Origin of the sequence: Flavobacterium plurextorum, assembly GCF_024638035.1 — a bacterium.
Lineage (GTDB): Bacteria > Bacteroidota > Bacteroidia > Flavobacteriales > Flavobacteriaceae > Flavobacterium > Flavobacterium plurextorum.
Window position 1 is genome coordinate 4200441 of record NZ_CP100442.1, and the last position, 19682, is coordinate 4220122.

The window sequence follows — 19682 nt, forward strand, 5'->3', positions numbered from 1 at the left end:
TGTTTTTGAATTGTTTTTTTATTTTTTTTGCCACTCCCGATAGCTATCGGGATCACTGATTTAATAGATTTCTCAAGCTTTGTCTTAATTTTTTTTCACGCAGATTTCGCAGATTTGGCAGATTTTAATCTTCTAATCCTTTTAATCTGTGAAATCAGTGGCTAACTATTTTTTCACTACAAAAAGCACTTTTTCTTTTATTTCGGTTTGTGGAATCGTGACTTGCTTTCCTCCACTGATGTTGGCTTTTTTCGTTATATTTCCTGTTGAAGTGTTGATAGCAAATACTTCAAATGTTCCTTTTTCATTAGATAAATCGATTGTAATATCTTGGTCATTCTTTAAATAAAAAAGATAACTTTTTCCTTTGTTTTCCAATTTCCAAACATTGTCTGAAAACGTGTTTCCGTCAACTAATTTCATTTCGCTTAAAGCGGCATAAAACTGAGGCAGTTCGATTCTTGGAATGTTTGGCAATGAAGCGCCCGCCATTAAGGCTGGCCATCCAAATCTTGAAGAACCATCTGTCGAATATAAAATGACTTTATCCAGATATTTTTCACGATATTCACGCACGGCACGATAAACTTGATTGTCGGTCTCTTTTCCTGTTTTTAGTTTTCTGGCGTGCTGTCTTGGCGCTAAATTTACGCCTCCTTGTGGTGCGTAAGCAGATCCGTCTTCTTTGTAATACCAATAACGAATGTCGATTACATCAACTGTTCTGGCTCTTTTTGCATCGTTTAAAATGGCATCCTGAACATCTTTAGTTGCGCTTAAACCAATTAGACCTTTTTTACCAGTTTCATCTTTCCATTTTTGAGCTTCGTCTAACCAGAATTCCATAAAATGAAGCGGACCTGTATATTCAGCACTTGTTAACTGAATTACATTGCTGTTTTCCTGAAAATTCTCGAAAGACTTTCTAATGAAGCCTTGGTGTAATTTTCTTCTTTCGGCATTTGTAACGTCGTAAAACTGCTCTGCCATAAAAATACGTTTGTCTCCTGCGTATGGCGGCGGTTCAGGAAATCCTGTGTTGTTGACATTGTTTGCTGAACGCCAAGGCGAACTTGCCCAATGCGCTCCAGCTTCTAAAATATTATGCTGAAAATATTGCTGATTGATTAGCAATTGTCCGTTTGGTTCTGCAAGCGCTGCAAACTGCGCCAAACGTGTCCAATACCAATCGTTGAATTTTGTTAAATCGTATTTACTTAGATGATCCCAAGCTAAATCTTTTCCGCTTCTTGCGAAAGGCTGTTCGTAAAACGGAGGCCAAACATCATCGTCGATTCGGCGAACGCGTTCATGATCGTCCATTCTTCTGTCGTACCATAAACCGTAATTATGCTCTAAAGCAACGATATTATTTTTGGTTAAATAATCAACGGTTTCCTGTACTTTATCAGTCAATCCGTTTCCTGTTCGTCCAGGTACAAAACGAGTTAAATGTGGTGTTGATTTATTTACGAAATCATCGGTTAAATCACCTCTCCACCAAGCTACATTGGTTTGTTTTCCTGCAATTACTTTTCCTTCAAAAGTTAACCAACCATTTTCTGTTGTTATTTTAGAAGTTGATTTATCTGTTTTATTTGGAGTAACTTTTAAATCATTTGCATTTTTTAAACCTGTACTATTTGTATTAATTGGATTTGCTTTTGAAGCTTCTGCAATCCATTCTTGTAGACTTTTTGCTGTTGTTACAGAGTTTTTAGTCAATTCTGTTGCAACTTCAATACTTGGACTTGAAGATGGTTCTGAACCTAAATCATAAATAAAAGGCTGAACAGGAAGTTTTCCTAATCTGGTTTCTAACTGCGCATAAAATAAACTTCTTGGGCTTATATGTCCGTTTACGTCTTTCCAATGTCCGTTTCCTCCAAATTGTCCCCAAACTCCAAAAGCCCAGTTTTGTGCTGTTGGCGGACTATAACATTCAACTTTTGATGCTGATGATTCCCAAATTACAGAATTTGCAGCTGTCCATCCCGCACCTCTTCCACCTTGTTCTCTGTTATTGTAGCTTAATGCTTTTCCGTCAATATTGGCGATGTCAAATAAAACTCCGGTTGCCCAGCTTCCAATTGCGCCGCTATTTTCGAATGGCAAATGTGATTCGCATTGTACGAACGCATTTGGTCCTGTTGTTCCAAATCCGCCAACTGCAAAATCATGATATCCAAATTCTGAATAACAGCGTTGGAATAAAGTCTGTTGTCCTTCTGTATAAAATGTATGTCTTCTAAAAGAAGCAATTTCAGAAATCGGTTCTGTTGCTATACAATCTTCAACAGTAATTTGCTGACTTGTTTTTAAAACCGTAACGGCTCCGCCTGCAAAATGTTTGAAATTAACTTGTTTTACCCAAGCATTTCTCGTGTTTTCAATGCTGATTGCCTGCCAGCGATGTTCTTCGTCTTTTAAATTTGAAGGATTATAAGTTGATTTTATTAAGATATTTTCAATTCCAGTATTTTCAATTCTTCCTTGCCATGTATAAACGGTTACTTTTGAAGTTCCAAAAGCATCATCCAATGCCATTGTAATTGGAGCATTTACAGTTACTTCGTTACCGTTGATTTTGGTTACTACGCGATTCCACGTTGTAATCCAGTCTCCTTTTTTCCAGCCAATCCATGAAGTTTCTCCACCAAAATCCTGCATCTTAACTTCTTTAATAAAATTATCTGTTAAAGGTTTGCTGATTTCGATTTCGTCGCCGACTTTTAATTTTGATATATTTTTTAATTGAATTTTCTGCGTTCCAAGTGGTGTATATACGTTTGCGAATTCAAATGAATCTTTATAAACTTTATCGTTTACGCCCAAAATTCTAATTAAAGCTTCTCTTTCTAATCCTGTTCCTAAAAGTACGGTTCCGTTTTCGGTATTTCCACTTCCTCTTAAAACAACTCCTGATTTTTTGATGTATAATGTTCCGTTGATCTTAAAAGTTCCTTTGTCTAAAAGAACGGCTCCTCGAAAACCAAATTTATCAGGTTTTAGAGCACTTACATAATCAATGGCGTTTTGGATTTTTTGAGTTGCGTCTTCTTCTTGTTTAGAAACGAAAATTTTGTTTTCTAAATTCGGAATGGCAGCTTCAGAATTTCTATATCCTGCAAAAGAAAAATCAGGAATTTGGTTTCCTAGATTATCGGTTGTGAAAGAAAGTTTTCCTTCTTTGGATTTTACTATATCAGGGAAATTGTTTTGGGCTGTGATGTTGATACTGAAAAACAAAGAAATACACATTAAAGAAAATGTGTTTTTGAAAGAAACGATATTTTTTAAATGAGTAAAATTCATTCTTTTTAACTTATTTAGAATTCTAGAAAATAAAATTACAAAATCCTTTTTTCACAATCTTGTCATTTCTCTCCCGAGGCTTCGGGATCGAAATGACAAACTAGATTAATATATTACATTTAAGAGACCAAACAGATTTTAAAAACCTGTTAGGTCTTCATGCTTTTACTATTGTAATAATGATTTCAGCTTCGCTAAAGTATCCGTATTATTTTCTGCTTTCGTCCAATCAATTTTACTGTTTGGATCTATTCCGTTAAAATATTTCTCGATATTCGTGTATCCGTCTCCATTTGAATCTTTATTAGCATCCGAAGCATCATTTGGATTTAAACCAATTTTCTTCTCCCATGCATCAGGAATTCCGTCATTATCTGAATCTTTATAGGCTTTTCCTCTATAAGTTGGGTATCCTCCAACTTGGTCCGGATGTGTAATAATTCCTTTTTTATAAGAATCTGCTGGTAATCTTCTTTTGATAAACTCTTTTCCGATGTTGTTTTCTAAACCGTCTTTAACTTCGATTTTTCCAGTTCTAACTTGTTTCAAAATTCTTTCGTCAACAGCATCTCTTTTCGGAATTGTCGCTCCAACATTTGTCAAAACATATTCGTATGCTTCTTCTGCTTTCATAATTTTAAATGCAGGCATTGAAAACGGTTTTGGCTGTTTGATTGCGGCTAAAAACTCTTTAGTTTCAGCTTCGGGAAGACTTTCCAATTGTACTCCGCCATTCCAGTTATCGGCTGTTACTTCTGGAGAACCTACAATAAAGTTTCCTGAAACATAAGCTCTTCCATATTGTTTTGGTTCAATATATCCTGATTCAGGTTTTACTATTCTATACGCAATAGGTTCATTTTCCGGCGTTACTGGACCTGGTTTAAAATAGTTGTTGATGATATTCAACATCGAACGATAATCTCCTCCGTCAAGAGTACGATTCCACCAATTAAATACTACGTTATTCACAAAATTAAAATCGCCATGCATTCCGATAGAAGCATTTCGAGAAATATTGTCTGCCCATAAATTACGCATAAACGTACTATTTAATCCACCAATTGTACTTCCGAAAGCATGATTATAAGTATCTAAACCTTCTGACGAAATAGTGTTTTGAATAGTGATATTACAAGCTGGCAATTTTTCTAGTTTTGATTTTGAATTAACTGCAAATTGGTGTCTGTAAAGTGAAATATTTTCGTCTAATCCCCAGCTTACAGAGCAGTGATCAATTATAGTGTTTCCAATTACATTTCCTCCCAAAGCATCATCTCTTCTTGTTACTTCGGTTGCACCACGTCTAAAACGCATGTGACGGATAATAACATCATGTGTATCAATTTCTAAAGTTTCTCCTGCAATACAAATTCCATCTCCTGGAGCGGTTTGTCCCGCAATCGTAACGTATGGCGCACGCATGCTGATTCTCTTTTTCAATTGAATGATTCCCGAAACATTAAAAACAATAGTTCTCGCTCCAACTGCTTCACAAGCTTCACGAAAAGTTCCTTTTCCGCTGTCTTCTAGACTTGTTACAACAAATATTTTTCCGCCGCGACCGCCTTGTGTAAATGCGCCGCCTCCTTCAGCTCCTGGGAAAGCAGGAATATCTGCCACTACAAAATCTTTTGGGTAAGAAGCCCAAGGTAAATAAGGTTTTCCTTGCTTTGCTTCTTCTTTAATAATGTGGTAATTGGTATTCCAAATTTCGTTCAGTCTTTTTTCTTCGTCAGCTAAAAGAGCATCTGCTTTTTCTTGAACAGGTTTTGGAATTACGGGATATTGTGCATAAGCCGATGACACTAGAGAACAAAATGACAGTGTCATAAATGTTCTTTTTAAAGTACGGTTTGGGAAAAAATTTTGCATTGAATTGTATGTGGTTGTAGTTAATAGTTTTTGGTGCAAGTTTTTAAACAGAAAATTATTCTTTCGAAGTAGAATCTTTTACTTTATTCTTCTCTCTTTCTTCAACACGTTTATGCCAGTCAGCACTTTCTTTGTTTAAATCGTAACCTTGTTTTGATAAATAGTTATTGATTCTTCCTTTGTATTTACCAAACCAGCCGTGTTTTTCTTTAGATGAACCACCGTCCATTGCATGTTCTCTGGCTTCAACTAAAGCTTTGTAGATATACTCTTTTTGTTCTGCTGTTAAATTTGGAAGCATATCATTGTAACCTGCAACTGTAATAGGAAGCACGCCGTATGTCATTCCGTCTTTAACTTCTGTAATTTTATCTTCTGATAATTCTTTACTTAATTTTTTGATATACGATTTATGCAATTTTGCAATTGATTCGTCTGCTTTTGCTTTTAGTTTATCAATTTTCTCGTTTTGCTTTTCTTTAGCCAAAGAAGTATCTTCTTTTACTTTTTTGATTTCAGCATCTCTCCCATCTTGAATTTCAGTTAAATCTCTGAATTGCTGAGCGATTATGTTCGAAACTGCTTTTTCTTTTGCTTCGTTTTTTAAATCTAATTTGGTAACAATTTTTGCAGCTCTTTCATTAGTAACTTTTACATATTCAGGATCTAAATGCTGTTGCGCATTTAAAGTTGAAAATGCGAAAACCAGCGATAATAAACCAGCATTTATTTTATTTAGTGCCATAAGTTTTCTTTTTTAGCATAATTATTTTAAACACATAGAAACATAGTTTTTTGTAACGTTTAAAGACGTTTCACTTATTCTAAATACACAGAGTAAGCTATGCGAAAGAAATGTATTTCTCTTTTTTATTCTTTTAATAAAGCTTTAAATCTATGTTTCTATGTGTTAAATAATTCTTTCTGTTTTTCTTATTTTAAATCTAATAAAGGTCTAACTAAAGTTTCTTTGTTATTAGCTAAATCTTTCCAGTTTACTTTTATTGCAGGGTTTACACCATTTATGTAATCTTCAATATTAGAATAACCATCTCCGTTTAAATCTCCTTTTGCATCAGATGGATCGTTTGGATTTAAACCGTACTTTTTCTCCCATGCATCCGGCATACCATCTTTGTCTGTGTCTACATAAGGTTTTCCTTTGTATTCTGGATATCCTCCTACTTGAGAAATATCGGTAATAATTCCTTTTTTATAAGAATCCATCGGTAAACGTCTGTGTTCGAATTGATAGAATTCTTTTTTCTCTAATCCTTTTGCATATTCTGGAACTCCAGTTTTTACGGTTCTTACGATTCTTTCGTCAACTTTGTCTCTAATTGGTAATGTTGCTCCAACATTTTTAAGCACAAATTCATAAGACTCTTCCGCTGTCATAAATTTGTTAAACCAAGGCATTGGGAAAGGTTTATCTGTTTTCATTTTAGCGAAATACTCTTTTGCTTCGTCATACGTCATTAATTCACCTTTTTTATTCTCTAACTGAATTCCGCCGTCCCAGTTGTCTTTAGTCACTTTATCGTTACCATTAACAACATTTCCGTTTACGTAAGCTCTACCAAAAACCATGTATGGTAATTTACTTCTTCCAGATTCTGGTTTTAGGATTCTATAGCTGATTGGCTGTGTCAAATCGGTAACTGGTCCTGGTTTGTAGAAATTGTTGATGATGTTGTAGTTTGCTGTATAATCGCCGCCATCTGTAGATCTATTATACCAGTTGAAAACTACGTTATTTACGAAATTGAAAATTCCGTTCCAACCGATAGAAGGGTTTCTTCCGGCATTATTCGCCCACATATTTCTCATGAAAGAGCAGTTTTCTCCACCTAAAGTACTTCCGAAAGCGTGATTGTAAGTATCTAAAGCTTCTCCGAATAAACTGTTTTGGATTGTAATATTTACTGTTCCAACTTTAATATCTGGATAACCTGGTCCTGGATTGTACATATGTCTGTAGATTGACATGTTTTCGTCTAATCCCCAAGTTGCAGAAACGTGATCTATCATGATATTTCCAACAGGATTTCCTCCGATAGCATCATCACGACGACCTACGAAAGTTTCTCCACGACGAAAACGTACGTGTCTGATAATTACATCGTGCGTATCGATCCAAGTTGATTCTCCTGCAATACAAATACCATCTCCAGGAGCTGTTTGTCCTGCAATTGTAATGTAAGGCGCACGAATAATTAACGGGCTTTTCAATCTGATAATTCCGGCAACATTAAATACCACTATTCTTGCTCCTCCTTTTTCACAAGCTTCACGTAACGTTCCTGGTCCGCGGTCTTCAAGACTTGTTACGGTGTAAACGTTTCCACCTCGACCACCGAAAGTAAACATTCCTCCACCTTCAGCACCTGGAAAAGCAGGAATTTCTGCCTGAGGTAAATCGGTTGGTCTTGCTGCCCACGGAATATACGGTTTTCCATGTTTTGCTTCTTCTTCAATAATAACTAAAGCTTTTTCCCAAGCTTCATCTGAAAGTCTTTGGGCTTCTTCTTTAATTGCTTTTTCCTGTGCTTGAACTTCCGGACTTATCTTTGGATATTGAGCAAAACATTTTGCACTTCCCAAAAAAAGCAGAGCTGTGATAAATAATACGGAATTTTTCATGTTATTTTCTAATTATGGTAATTCTTTTTAAACAAATCACCTGTATTCTTGAAATACAGGTGACTGTTTTTTTGTATTATAAACTATTATTTAAGTGGGTCAAATGATCCGCCCCATCCTTGAGTTTGTTCTAAATATGGAGAAGAATCTAATAATGATTGATAGATTCCGAAGAAATAGTATTCATTATACCATGTAAATTTCCAATTGTTTGTAGTTGGATCTAAATTGTCTCTTTCTACAATTTTAAAATAATTGGTATACATATAATCTAAATATGCATCAAAATTGGCTAATGTTGTTCCGTTTATTGTTACAGGAAACGAAGCTGGTTCTCTATTTAGAACAGGTGCATTACCAGTTGCTACATAAAATGGATCACCAGTTCCGATGTAGTTTGTTCCATCAGCTTTTTTTGCTACGATGTAATAAGCTGTTCTTCTTGTTCCATTCAATGGCTTAACTCCAAGTCTTGATGTAGTTGCACCTGCATCAAAAAGTTTCCAACGTCTTAAATCATAAAAACGTTTATTTTCGTATGCAAACTCAATTGTTCTTTCATTTAAAACTGCTGCAAAATGCTGATCTCTTGAACTTACTGCAGCCAAACCATAATGTCCGTCACCGTTTGTAATTCCTGCACGAGCTCTAACTGATTCAATCAAAGTTTTTCCTTCTGCCAAACTACCTACACCAATTGCACTTTCTGCTAAATTCAAAACAACTTCGGCAAAACGCATTTCCATATAATCAATTCCACTATTCAAATATCCTGCAGAACTGCTTGATGCTTCGTTTGTTGCTTTTCTAAGATAAATACCACTAGAGTTAGCTCCTAATGTCTCTGTAAATTTATCAGGATTTGGTGCTGCAGTTGTTGGTGCTTTACTATACCAGCTGTAAGTCCATTGTTTAAATGCTGTATTTTCCGCATATTTCCAAGTTGCACCATTGTATGCAAAAGTTTTATAAAATCTAGGATCTCTATTTTTATAGAATAAAACAGGATTGTAAGCAGGATTTCCAACTATACTTTTTCCATCTGCCATAGGAAAAACGTCTACCATTTGCTTTGTAGGCGAAATAGTTCCATTTCCTCCTGATGCTTTAGATCTTACTGCTCTTTCCCATCCATTATTTTTTTGAGCATTTACTATTGTAGAATTGTTAAATCCAAAAACAATAACTGCTTCAGGATTTCCTACTTCTGCAAGCCACATATTTCCCCATGCAGTTCCATTTGCTGTTCCTCCAACTGAGAAAAGTCCTTTTCCATCTGCTTCTAAAAGCGTTTTTGCTTCAAGATTTGCGTCATAGGCACGTTTCCATCTTTGTGCATCATCTGTTGGATTAAAAAGCGGACTTGCCCATGTTAATAATACTCTTCCTTTAAAAGCTGCTGCTGCGCCTGCTGTAATTCTACCCCAGTTTGCACTAGTCCATTTTACATCTTTCAATAACTCTTTTGACTTATCTAAATCTGATACAATTTGTTCGATACATACTGATGTTGGGCTTCTAGGAATTTGAGAAACGGTAGATCCTTCATCGATAATAGGATTTTGAGCGGTTAAAACAATTGGCACACCACCATATAATTTTACCATTTCATAATACTGATAGGCTCTCCAAAAATACATCTGTCCTTTTAGTGGATTTTTGTCTGCATCGGCCATTCCATTTTTATCAATTTGCTCTAAGAAGATATTAATCTGTCTTAATCTCGTCCATGTATTATTTGCAATACTTGAAGAAACTCTGCTTCCAATATATGGAAGGCAGTTTGCATTGTTTGGAGAAATAGTTGCCCAAATTTTATTCCAGTTTACTTCGCCTGTTAACTCTTCTGTTGTCTGCGAAAAATCGTCATTTCCACCAGCCGCTAAATCCCATGTATTAACTGCTGCATTATTTCCCGGCAAAAACAATCCATAAACATAATCAACATATCCAGTAGCTAATGAAGGAACTTTAAATACATCTTCATTTACACCGTTAAAATCTTTTTTCTCTTCAAGAAAATCATCATTACAGCTAGCCAAAGATAAAGCTGCTAAAACTGTAGTTAAACCTACTATTTTTATATATTTTATTTTCATAATATCGTATTTTATGAGTTATTAGAATCCTAAATTAAGTCCCAAAGAAATTGTTCGTAAAGTAGGATAATCTAAGTAACTACCGTTAGCTTCCTGAAAACTATATGGATTATAAAGATTAAAAGGATTAAGTGCCACAAGATTAAACTTACAGCTGTTCATTTTAAGAGCTTTTAAAGCGCCTTCTGGCAATGCATAACTTAATGTTATGTTTCTACAAGCGATTCTAAATGAATCAACTTCCCAAAATTTAGATGCAACTGAGTTTATAGATTCAAAAGCTGGATTTGGCATTGATCCGTTTGGATTAACTGTTGGATCATATATATCATTCCAAATTGAAACTGTATTATCTACTATTTGCGGAATTTTAGTTTTTAAAGATTTTCTTGCTTGACTTCCAATGTCGCTCCATCCATTTCCAAACGAAGCATTAACAACTGTATTCAAACTAAATGATTTGTAGGCAAAACGCAAAGTAGTTCCGATAGAATATTGAGTATTTGCTTTTGAAGCCAATTGTACTTGATCGTTTACATCGATAATACCATCTGGAGCAGCAAATTTTCCATTTCCTAAATATGCACCTCTTACATCTGAGTAATACAACATTCCTGGTTTAAGGTTTGCTACTGCTGTTCCAAATACCGAAGTAATATTATACTTACTCACATAAGCATTTATATCCTCCTGAGTTTTGAACATACCTATGTAATCATATCCCCAAACTCCATTGTCTGATGAATATCCAGGTTTAGGATTCCATGGTTTTAAGATGTCCTCATCATTAAAGTCTCCTTTAATAACCTTATCTCCAGACCATCCAAAACGTAAATCAATTCCATAACTTGTGTCTTTACCAATTTTATCAGACCAGCCAACAGATAACTCATAACCATAAGTATCTACAGAACCATAGTTTTGTGCTGCTACTGTTCCTCCAATAGTAAAAGGAAGATTGCCAGTTTTGTTTAAAAGCAGATTCGTTCCTACATTATAATATGATTCTGCTGTAACGCTTAATCTATTATTTAAAAATCTTGCATCAACACCAAAATTCATTTTAAGCTCATCACTCCAAGTTGCGTCAGGATTTGGAGAAGCTTCCATTTTCCATCCATTTGTCAGGTCTGAATTCCCTCCAAAAACACCACCTTTGTAACCTTGAAAAGTATAACGTTGTCTCCATAACCACGCCTTAGTATCATCTTTTCCTAAAAGACCAACAGAGTATCTTACTTTAAGAAAATCTATAACTGAAGATTTAAAAAAGTCTTCTTTAGACATTACCCATCCAACAGATGCTGAATAAAAATTACCCCAATAGTTTTCAGGAGCAAACTTTGTAGAAGCATCAGATCTAAATAAGAACTCTGCCAAATATTTATCATCATATGCATAGTTTACCCTTCCAACATATGATAAAGATCCTGATTCACTTTTTGTAGTAGAACCATCAATTGGTCCAGTCGCAGTATTAAACTGTCCATTTGTACCTTCAAGAACATTTGATTTAAAAACAACCTCATTGTTAGATGTTGCTTCAGATCTTTCTATTGCAAATAAACCGCTTACGCTATGTTTTCCAAAAGTACGATCGTAAGAAAAATTCAAATTATACTGTTGAGATAAATTTGTTGTATTCGAAAAATACAAACGATTTCCGTTATCATAAAATTTTGATCTAAGCGGTGGTGTTGTAATATCGTCATTATAAATATGTCCATTAGTTCCCAAACCTGTAAATTGATACAAAGTGTATCCAGTACCAACTTGAGTTCCACGACCACTGCCCATAGTTCTCGCATACGCTCCTCTAGCCATTAATCCTTTTACGAAAGGAAATTTGTACTCTGTGTACATATTAATGGTCATTGTAGTAGCTGTAGTTTCAGCAAGATTATTTAAACGTTTGATTTCATTATAGTGATAACGCTGATTACCGTCATTATTATTTGGAAGCTCCATTGGCAGTCCATTTACATAATTTGGAATGTAAGGTACGTGCATCAATAATTTATTGTAATCATTCTCTTCAACCTCTCCTCCAATTTTATTGAACGTTTTAGTCTGATCTGAGTAAAAACCAGACAACTGAATTCCAGCTTTCCAATTACTAGATAGTTTAATATCAGTACCTGCTCTAAAATTCCACTTCTCATAATCTAGAGTACTTAAATTACCATTTTGTTTATAGTAAGAAACTCCAGCAAAATAAGTAGCTTTATCTGTTCCGCCACTCACATTTAAGTTCTGTCTTAAGTTAAAAGAAGGCTTCCATTCGTCATCTAAATACGTATTTTTTAGAGTCTTGAAATATTCTAATTCATCATCTGAAAAGAAATACTGACGATCTGTAATAGGCTGATTGTAACCATTAGGTCCATTCATTATATTCACATACTTTCCAAATTCAAACGCATTTAACGTTTTTGTCTGGTACGTTTTGTCATTGATACCGTAAGAACCACTATAAGTAAATTTTGGATCACCTTTTGTACCTCTTTTTGTTGTTACTAAAACTACACCTTGAGCAGAACGTGCACCGTAAATTGCAGCAGCGGCATCTTTCAAGAATGAAATACTTTCAACCTCAGAGGCATCTAAGTTATCAAACAAAGTACTGTCGTTCAAACCTTGTGCATCAATTTGTAACACACCATCAATTACATATAATGGATTAAGATTTCCACCATCTTTTGCTAATGAATAAGGCTGACGAATAGTTAAATTTGATTTTGCTCCAGGTCTTGTTGATCCACCTGAAACTCCAACTCCTAAAACTCGTCCTTGTAAAGCAGTTCCTAAATCACCAACAGGCAAATCTGAAATTTCACTCATCTTTGCGGTCACTACTGAACCCGTAAGATGGCTTTTCTTTTGACTTGCATATCCTACAACAACGATGTTTTCTAATTGATTTGAATCTTCTTCTAATTTCGCATCAACTACTGTTCTTCCTGAAAGTGGTAATTCCTTCTTTTTCATTCCAATAAAAGAAAAAACCAATGTTCCTCCAGCTTTTACTTTAATCTGATACTGCCCATTAAAATCTGTAGTAACAGTATTTTTTGTAGACTTTTCAGTTACGTTTACTCCAGGCATTACTCCTCCTGAATTATCTGTAACCGTTCCTGTCACGGTTACAGTTCCTTGACTGTTTGTTGTTTGAGCATAACTCAGCACACTCATCAGTGTAAACAAAAGAAAACTACATCTTTTTATAAGTGCTTGTTTCATAAATGTTTTTGTTTTGGTTAGGTTATTATTTAATGTTAGTTAGTCATGTTAAATGTGCCTCTTTATTTCTCTAAGATTCTAATGAAAACTTAAAGCGATAAAATTAAATGTTAAAAACACATTTATTTTTTTGTATCCCAAAAATATAACGATGATACATTACAACCGTCCTGCACTATCCTGCTTTAATGGCATTATCTAAAAAAAAGGAACTCAAAAAAACAATATTAATAAAAAATAGAAAGAATAAGTGTGCGATATCGAAAATTTAGGCAATATGTTTACGCATAATTAAATAGAAAGATCGCAATTTTAAGAAATACAGCAGAATCTTTATCAAAACTAAAAATTAGCTGTTAATTTTGCAAAATAAGACTGTGAAGCCCTGAATTTTACAGCGTTAACTTTACACTTATAATTCAAATAAGAAGTTTTTACTTATCTTTAACAAGAGATATTAGCGTAATAAAACTTACAAATATTGCTGCTTAAAGGTTTTGAATATTCCTTAAAAATTTCACAAAAAATATTTTTTTTTAAAACGTAAATTCTGACCAATACTTTTTATAAGTGTAAAATAAACAAATATTCAAAATTATGTTCAAATATCGTTTACCGTAAAAAACATTAAAATGTTGGAATGGTCAAACATTGTCGAAAAGGAAGATTTTTTTTTATTGTTGCGTTCTAAATTTATTTACTGGGATTCCATCCGTTTAGAACTAAATCTCTATTGTATTTTTTAGCATCTGTTTTTTTTAGCTGATGCGACCACGCAGCTCTTTGAGACAAATCTTTTGCACTCGATCCTTTACTTCCCAATTCAGCATAATATGCTGTTTTATCTTTATCTGGAAATCTTGTATCAATCCAAGCATTCCAACCTTCTGGAATAATATGAGAACCAATATCAGTATTGATAAAAACAGTTTGAGCATAAGGTCTCCAAGGTCTTCCTAAAAATACTTTATCTACCTGTTTATCTTTAGCCGTAAGCTTACAATCTGTAAATACAAAACCGTATACTTGACCTTGCGGAGTTGAAGCTGCAGTAATATAAGAATTAGTCAGACTCTCAATCGTACATTTATAAAAATAAGCTGTTGCGGCACCAAAAATAAAATCGGTTGTACCATTTATAAAACAATTCTCAAAATAAATGCGAGTGTTCCCTTCTGATAAATAAAGCGTATCCTGATTTCCTAAAAGATTACAGTTTTTAACTATAACACGATCACTTTTAATATGAAGTGCCACTGCCTGCCCTACTCTTCCAGCTGTATTTTCAACAGTAAGGTTTTCGAGCGTACAATCATTTCCTTTAATCAAGAAAGAATAAGAAGTTCCTGTTCCAAATTCTTTTTTGCCCGATGCATCAACTTCTCTTAGTGGTTTTCCCGAATAATCATCAAATGAAATAATGGTTTTGTTTCTGTCAAGACCTTTTAAAGTAATGAATGTTTTAGAAACTGGAATCTCTAATTTTTCGACATACTTTCCTGGCTTTATAGTTATTACAACACGTTTTTCTGAATTGTCTTTTACATTGTTTATTGCTTCCTGAATGGTTTTAAAATCTCCAGAACCATCTTGAGCAACGGTTAATGCTAATTTGTTATCGAGCGTTTGGGCCGATATTGAAAGTGTTGTTATTAAAAATAGAGCTAGAATGTATTTCATATTGTTAGTTTAATTGATACTTAAAGTCTTGTTTTGTCATCTTGACGAAGGAAAGATCACACTCGAAATTCCCCAATCTTAATCTCCAATCTTTGTGAAGCTCCTAATGCGATTCCTCGTTCCTCGGAATGACAAACTGTGCGATTAATATCCGTGACAAAATTAAAAATCTGTTTTAATCCGCGTTTTGCTAAGGGCAATCCGTTTTATCAGCGTACAAACTTAATGCGACATCCAAACTGTCATTTCGCCTTTTCCTTTATTCCCCCATGCAAAATAAGGAATCAATTTTACGGGTAAAGCAGTTGCATCTTTAGACGAAAGCGGTTTGTACAACGTTTTATTCCATGAATTGTCAGCGCTTATTACAGCTTCTGCATCAATGCTGACTAAATTTCTATTATTTAAGGTGAAATTATTAGTTAAAAATTTAGAATTCACATTTAAAGCCACATCATTTACGCTTGTTTTTGCAGGAAGCTGATCTGATTCTAAACAATACACCAAAGGTCCTCTTTTTACAGCTACCTGATTTTTAACTTCTTCTACTAACGGATTGGCTTGCATTAACTCAACCGGCATTGGAAGATTCAATTCGATGACATCTCCTTTTCTCCATTTTTGATTTAATTTCAAATACGTTCCAGAAATGATTTTATCACTAACCTTTGAATTATTAACTGAAACCGAAGCATTCTGACTCCAACCCGGAATTCTTAAAAAGAAATTCTGTAAATCTTTTGGTGCTTTTACAATTTTCAACGTTATCTTTCCGTCCCACGGATAATTAGTCTGCTGCTCAATTTCGATTTCTTCTCCACTTACAGATTTAGTTTTCAACTGATTACTTCCGTATAAATTCACATACAAACCTTCCTTCGAAATATTGTAAGCGTAATTTCCAACCTCGGCAATTGTTCTGGTTACGTTTGGCGCACAGCAATTTGACAGTGCAATATAACCTTCACGCTCATTTCCCCAACGCTGGTGAAATGGCAAATCGTTAGATACATTCAGCGGATTGTTATACAAGAATTTTTCTCCTTCTAAATCCATTCCCGAAAGCACACTGTTATATAATGCCAATTCCACAATATCAGCATATTTAGCATCGCCTGTAATTTGAAGCATTCTCCAGTTCCATAAAACATTTCCAATATTAGCACAGGTTTCGGTATGAGCCGTAGCATTTGGCAACTGAAAAGGTCTTCCGTAAGCCTGATGAATTTTCTGAACCACGGTTGGATCATAAGACGTTCCATCTGGCGAAACTCCATCGTATAAAGAACCGCAAGCGCCTGTAATGTACATTTTACGATACGTTACATCATCCCAAATCGATTCTAGATTGTCTAGTAATTTCTTTTCTCCCGTTTCGGCATATAAATCGGCAACTCCAGCATAAAGGTAATTTGCTCTTACAGCATGACCCATTGCGGTTGTTTGTTCTCTAAACGGAATTCGATCCTGATTATCATCGGTTCCGTCATTTGTAGTTCCTCTAATGTCAATTAAATTATTCGCTAATTCCAGATATTTCGGATTTTTTGTCGTTCTGTACATTTCGACAATTCCCATATAATGTGACGGACAAATTGCATTTCGAGCCAATTCTGGTGAAGCTTTTTTGTAGAAATCATACAAGAAATCGGCAACACCTTTTGCGATATCCAAAAAGTTTGTTTTTCCTGTGGCACGATAATGAATACAAGCTGCAGTCATCAAATGTCCCATATTGTATTTCTCAAAACCCAATTGTTTTTTTACTTCTTCAGGTCCCAAAGTTCCCCAGCGTTCATCGATTAAAACAGGCGTATGAATATAACCGTCTTTACGTTGTACTTTCGCAAAAAGCGCAATGGCTTTATCCATTTGCGCATCTAGTTTTTTATCTTTGGTTACCGCATAAGTAGCTGCCATTCCTTCGAAAATCTTATAGAAATCGCCATCATGAAAAGATGGTCCTTTAAAAGTTCCTTTGCTTATCCCTGCCGCAATTTCGAAGTTTTTATAAGCATGCGAAATCTCATCGTTATGATACAAATCCCACATATAAGGCAGTGTATTTTTGGTTTCTACATCAAATTGTTCTTTCCAAAAACCGTTTGTCCATTTTACATCTTGCAGGCCTACACTCTGTAATTTAAAATACGGACTTTCTGAATTCGCAACCAAACCTTTGTTTTGAGCAAAAATTACTGTTGAAAGAAATAAAGAGGATATGATGATGTTCTTTTTCATTTTATTTTGATTTTGAACCATATAAGGTATATAAGTTCATTTAAAACTAAACTTTTTTGAACTTGAAGCACAAGCATTAAGTCAATCTTAAAATTTCTTATATCACTTATATGGTTTAATAATTTATTTTACAAAGAAATTAATAGTTCTGCTCATTGAATCTCCATCAGCATCTTTTACTGTTACTACGAAAGAAGCAAATCCTTTATCTAAAGCCGTAAACTGAATTTCTTTCCCTTTTAAACTTACTTTTCCGTTTTTAACATCAGAGAAAATGCAAACTGGTTTATTTTCATAACCTTTGAAATAATCTCCCGCATTTAAAACCTTTTTCTCACCTGAATTCACAAAATAATGAGGCTGCGCAAGCCAGTCTAAATAGTTATCCAACTGTGTAAATCCGTCTTTATCTGTATCTTGATTTGCATCTGAAAAATCTCCGGCTTTCGAATTTTCGTTCAAGCCAAAAGCTTTTTCCCACCAATTTGGTAATCCATCATGATCTGTATCCCAATCCGCAGGGCGAGTTTCTGATGCAAAATTTGGCCATCCTCCAGCATCCTGTTCGTTATCGATCATTCCGCCTAAACCGCTTTTACTTCCTTTAAAAGTAAAAGTTCCCTTTAAAGTTTCGTCTACAATTCGGTTGTCGTGTTTGTCAAAAAACGGCTGATTTGCTCCAACATCTGAAAGTACATTCTTGTAAGCTGCTTTCGCCGATTGTGTTGCTACATAAGACGGGAAAAATGGCTTATCTACAAAAGTTTCATATTGTACCATTTCTTTATTTGTAATAGTCATTTTTCTTCCTTTGTCCTGAGATTTCTCATCAAAATAACCAGGCATTATATTACCATTAAAATAATAACGCTGCATTCCTTTTCCAACACCTTCATGCTGTGCATTTAGCGCTACAAATATTTTAGTCGAAGCGCCAGGTTTGTAATAATTATTTACAAAATTCACTTCGTTTGCGCCACCGTCTGTAGTTCTCTGTCCCCAATTGTAAACCACATTATTTGTAATATCCAATCGGCCGGTGTAATAACCATCACCGTTTAAACCACCGCCAATACTCCAATTTCTTCCATAATTATGAGCCAATAAATTATGATGAAAACTACCAATATCGCCGCCAATCGTAGCCGCAAATCCATGCATTTTTCCCGCAGGATATTTATCATGTCCTGCAACATTTAAAGCTTCCGAAATTAAAGTTCGCTGTAAAGTAATATGATGTGCACCACGTGAACTAAACGATTCATCGATTGTCCAGCTAATCGAACAATGATCAATAATACTGTAATCTGCACCAGTTAATCCCATTCCGTCAAAAGTAGTTCCGCCGCCAATTCTAACTTTTAAAAATCGAACCACACCATCATTTCCTGTTAATCCAATTGGCGCTCTGCTGATAGTAATTCCTTCACCCGGAGCCGTTTGTCCTGCAATAGTGATATAAGGTTGATTTGCAACTAATCTCGAAGCCAGTTTTATATTACCCGAAACATTAAAAACGATCGTTCTCGGGCCAATTTCTTGATTAATAGCATCACGTAAACTTCCCGGTCCGTCATCATTTAAATTCGTTACTTCAATTACTTTTCCGCCGCGTCCACCTACTGCATAACGACCATAACCTTCTGCTCCCGGAAAAGCCAGCTGCGCAGGTTTAAAAGACCACACATTTCCTAACGTTTCTTGACCATTATTATCTACTTCATCGACTCTCCAATAATAGGTTGTTCCGCTGTATAAATCAGAAACCGAATATGATTTATCAGTCAGCTTACCTTTAAATTCTTTTGAAGCTTCAGTTGCATTTTCTACGGCATTTTTATCTATACCAAAATACAACTTATGAGATGCCACATTTTTCACAGCATCCCACTTTAAGATTAAAGTTTTAGATACTTCAACATGTTCGTCTCTGTTTTTTGGTTCTGGAGTACGCGCCTGATTCATCAAATTTGGCGTATCAATTTCAAAACCATTAATCACAATTTGTTTTACAACATCAGGATTGGAAGTCGGATCGATTTCAAAACGAACAGTTACATCTTTACCTTTTTCGGCATTAAAAGTAATATACGCCATTGCAGCATCAATTTTAGCATTGGCTCTCTGACTTGCATTTACCGTTTCCTGAAGTTTTCCGTTTACGTATATTTTGATAGGAGAAAAAGTTTTCTCAGTAATCACATCAAAAGCATTATGAAACGTCAAAAGTGTATGTTTCCCTGCTTTCAATCCACTGATTTTCAATTCTAAATTTTCAGCCGTAACCAAACCGTCACTTCCTAATTTATTATAAAACGGAGCGCTCATTCCAACTTTGTACCATTTAGAAGTAAAGTTTCCTTTTAATTTAAATGACACATTGTTAAATGATTTTTCGGCTTCTTTTCCTTCATTAATTACCCACGAATCATAACTCGGATCATGAACTTCTTCCAGTCTTCTTTGAAAAAAATCAAAGTCGACTTTTACAATTTGTTTATCAGTATTTGGAACTGATTGTGCTTGTCCGTTTGCTGTCAAAAGCGTTGCCAACGCAAAAGAACACACTAATTTCTTTATCATTTTGGT

Annotated in this window: 9 protein-coding genes; all 9 read right to left on the bottom strand. The window is 34.8% G+C overall.

Going from position 1 to position 19682, the window contains the following annotated elements:
• Positions 1 to 165: 165 nt before the first annotated feature.
• The 9 genes from NLG42_RS18400 to NLG42_RS18440 all read right to left on the bottom strand — a co-directional run bounded on the left by NLG42_RS18400 (position 166) and on the right by NLG42_RS18440 (position 19676).
• The gene (locus NLG42_RS18400) at positions 166 to 3315 is read right to left on the bottom strand and encodes a DUF6298 domain-containing protein (RefSeq protein ID WP_257681841.1); all 3150 of its coding nucleotides are present in this window, start codon (positions 3313 to 3315) and stop codon (positions 166 to 168) included.
• A 168-nt stretch (positions 3316 to 3483) separates the two neighbouring features.
• A complete protein-coding gene (locus tag NLG42_RS18405; protein ID WP_257681842.1) occupies positions 3484 to 5190 on the bottom strand; it encodes a thrombospondin type 3 repeat-containing protein in 1707 nt (568 codons plus the stop codon).
• 55 nt (positions 5191 to 5245) lie between these two features.
• Complete coding sequence (locus NLG42_RS18410) at positions 5246 to 5935, bottom strand: DUF3826 domain-containing protein (protein ID WP_089056450.1); 690 nt, start codon at positions 5933 to 5935, stop codon at positions 5246 to 5248.
• A gap of 188 nt (positions 5936 to 6123) precedes the next feature.
• On the bottom strand, positions 6124 to 7833 hold the full coding sequence (locus NLG42_RS18415; protein WP_257681843.1) for a polysaccharide lyase: 1710 nt from the start codon (positions 7831 to 7833) through the stop codon (positions 6124 to 6126).
• 86 nt (positions 7834 to 7919) lie between these two features.
• Positions 7920 to 9932, bottom strand: a complete 2013-nt coding sequence (locus NLG42_RS18420; protein WP_089056452.1) for a RagB/SusD family nutrient uptake outer membrane protein — start codon at positions 9930 to 9932, stop codon at positions 7920 to 7922.
• Positions 9933 to 9953: 21 nt separating this feature from the next.
• Positions 9954 to 13172, bottom strand: a complete 3219-nt coding sequence (locus NLG42_RS18425; protein WP_257681844.1) for a SusC/RagA family TonB-linked outer membrane protein — start codon at positions 13170 to 13172, stop codon at positions 9954 to 9956.
• A gap of 693 nt (positions 13173 to 13865) precedes the next feature.
• Positions 13866 to 14852 carry a pectinesterase family protein gene (locus NLG42_RS18430; RefSeq protein WP_257681845.1) on the bottom strand — a complete coding sequence of 329 codons (987 nt, stop codon included), beginning with the start codon at positions 14850 to 14852 and terminating at the stop codon, positions 13866 to 13868.
• A gap of 222 nt (positions 14853 to 15074) precedes the next feature.
• Positions 15075 to 17093, bottom strand: a complete 2019-nt coding sequence (locus NLG42_RS18435; protein ID WP_257681846.1) for an aceric acid hydrolase — start codon at positions 17091 to 17093, stop codon at positions 15075 to 15077.
• A gap of 123 nt (positions 17094 to 17216) precedes the next feature.
• Positions 17217 to 19676, bottom strand: coding sequence for a pectate lyase family protein (locus tag NLG42_RS18440; RefSeq protein WP_257681847.1), 2460 nt, complete (start codon positions 19674 to 19676; stop codon positions 17217 to 17219).
• Positions 19677 to 19682 lie beyond the last annotated feature (6 nt).

Coding starts and splice junctions, on each gene's coding strand:
- NLG42_RS18400 (WP_257681841.1), bottom strand. CDS start 3,315: ATGAATTTTACTCATTTAAAAAATATCGTTTCTTTCAAAAACACATTT.
- NLG42_RS18405 (WP_257681842.1), bottom strand. CDS start 5,190: ATGCAAAATTTTTTCCCAAACCGTACTTTAAAAAGAACATTTATGACA.
- NLG42_RS18410 (WP_089056450.1), bottom strand. CDS start 5,935: ATGGCACTAAATAAAATAAATGCTGGTTTATTATCGCTGGTTTTCGCA.
- NLG42_RS18415 (WP_257681843.1), bottom strand. CDS start 7,833: ATGAAAAATTCCGTATTATTTATCACAGCTCTGCTTTTTTTGGGAAGT.
- NLG42_RS18420 (WP_089056452.1), bottom strand. CDS start 9,932: ATGAAAATAAAATATATAAAAATAGTAGGTTTAACTACAGTTTTAGCA.
- NLG42_RS18425 (WP_257681844.1), bottom strand. CDS start 13,172: ATGAAACAAGCACTTATAAAAAGATGTAGTTTTCTTTTGTTTACACTG.
- NLG42_RS18430 (WP_257681845.1), bottom strand. CDS start 14,852: ATGAAATACATTCTAGCTCTATTTTTAATAACAACACTTTCAATATCG.
- NLG42_RS18435 (WP_257681846.1), bottom strand. CDS start 17,093: ATGAAAAAGAACATCATCATATCCTCTTTATTTCTTTCAACAGTAATT.
- NLG42_RS18440 (WP_257681847.1), bottom strand. CDS start 19,676: ATGATAAAGAAATTAGTGTGTTCTTTTGCGTTGGCAACGCTTTTGACA.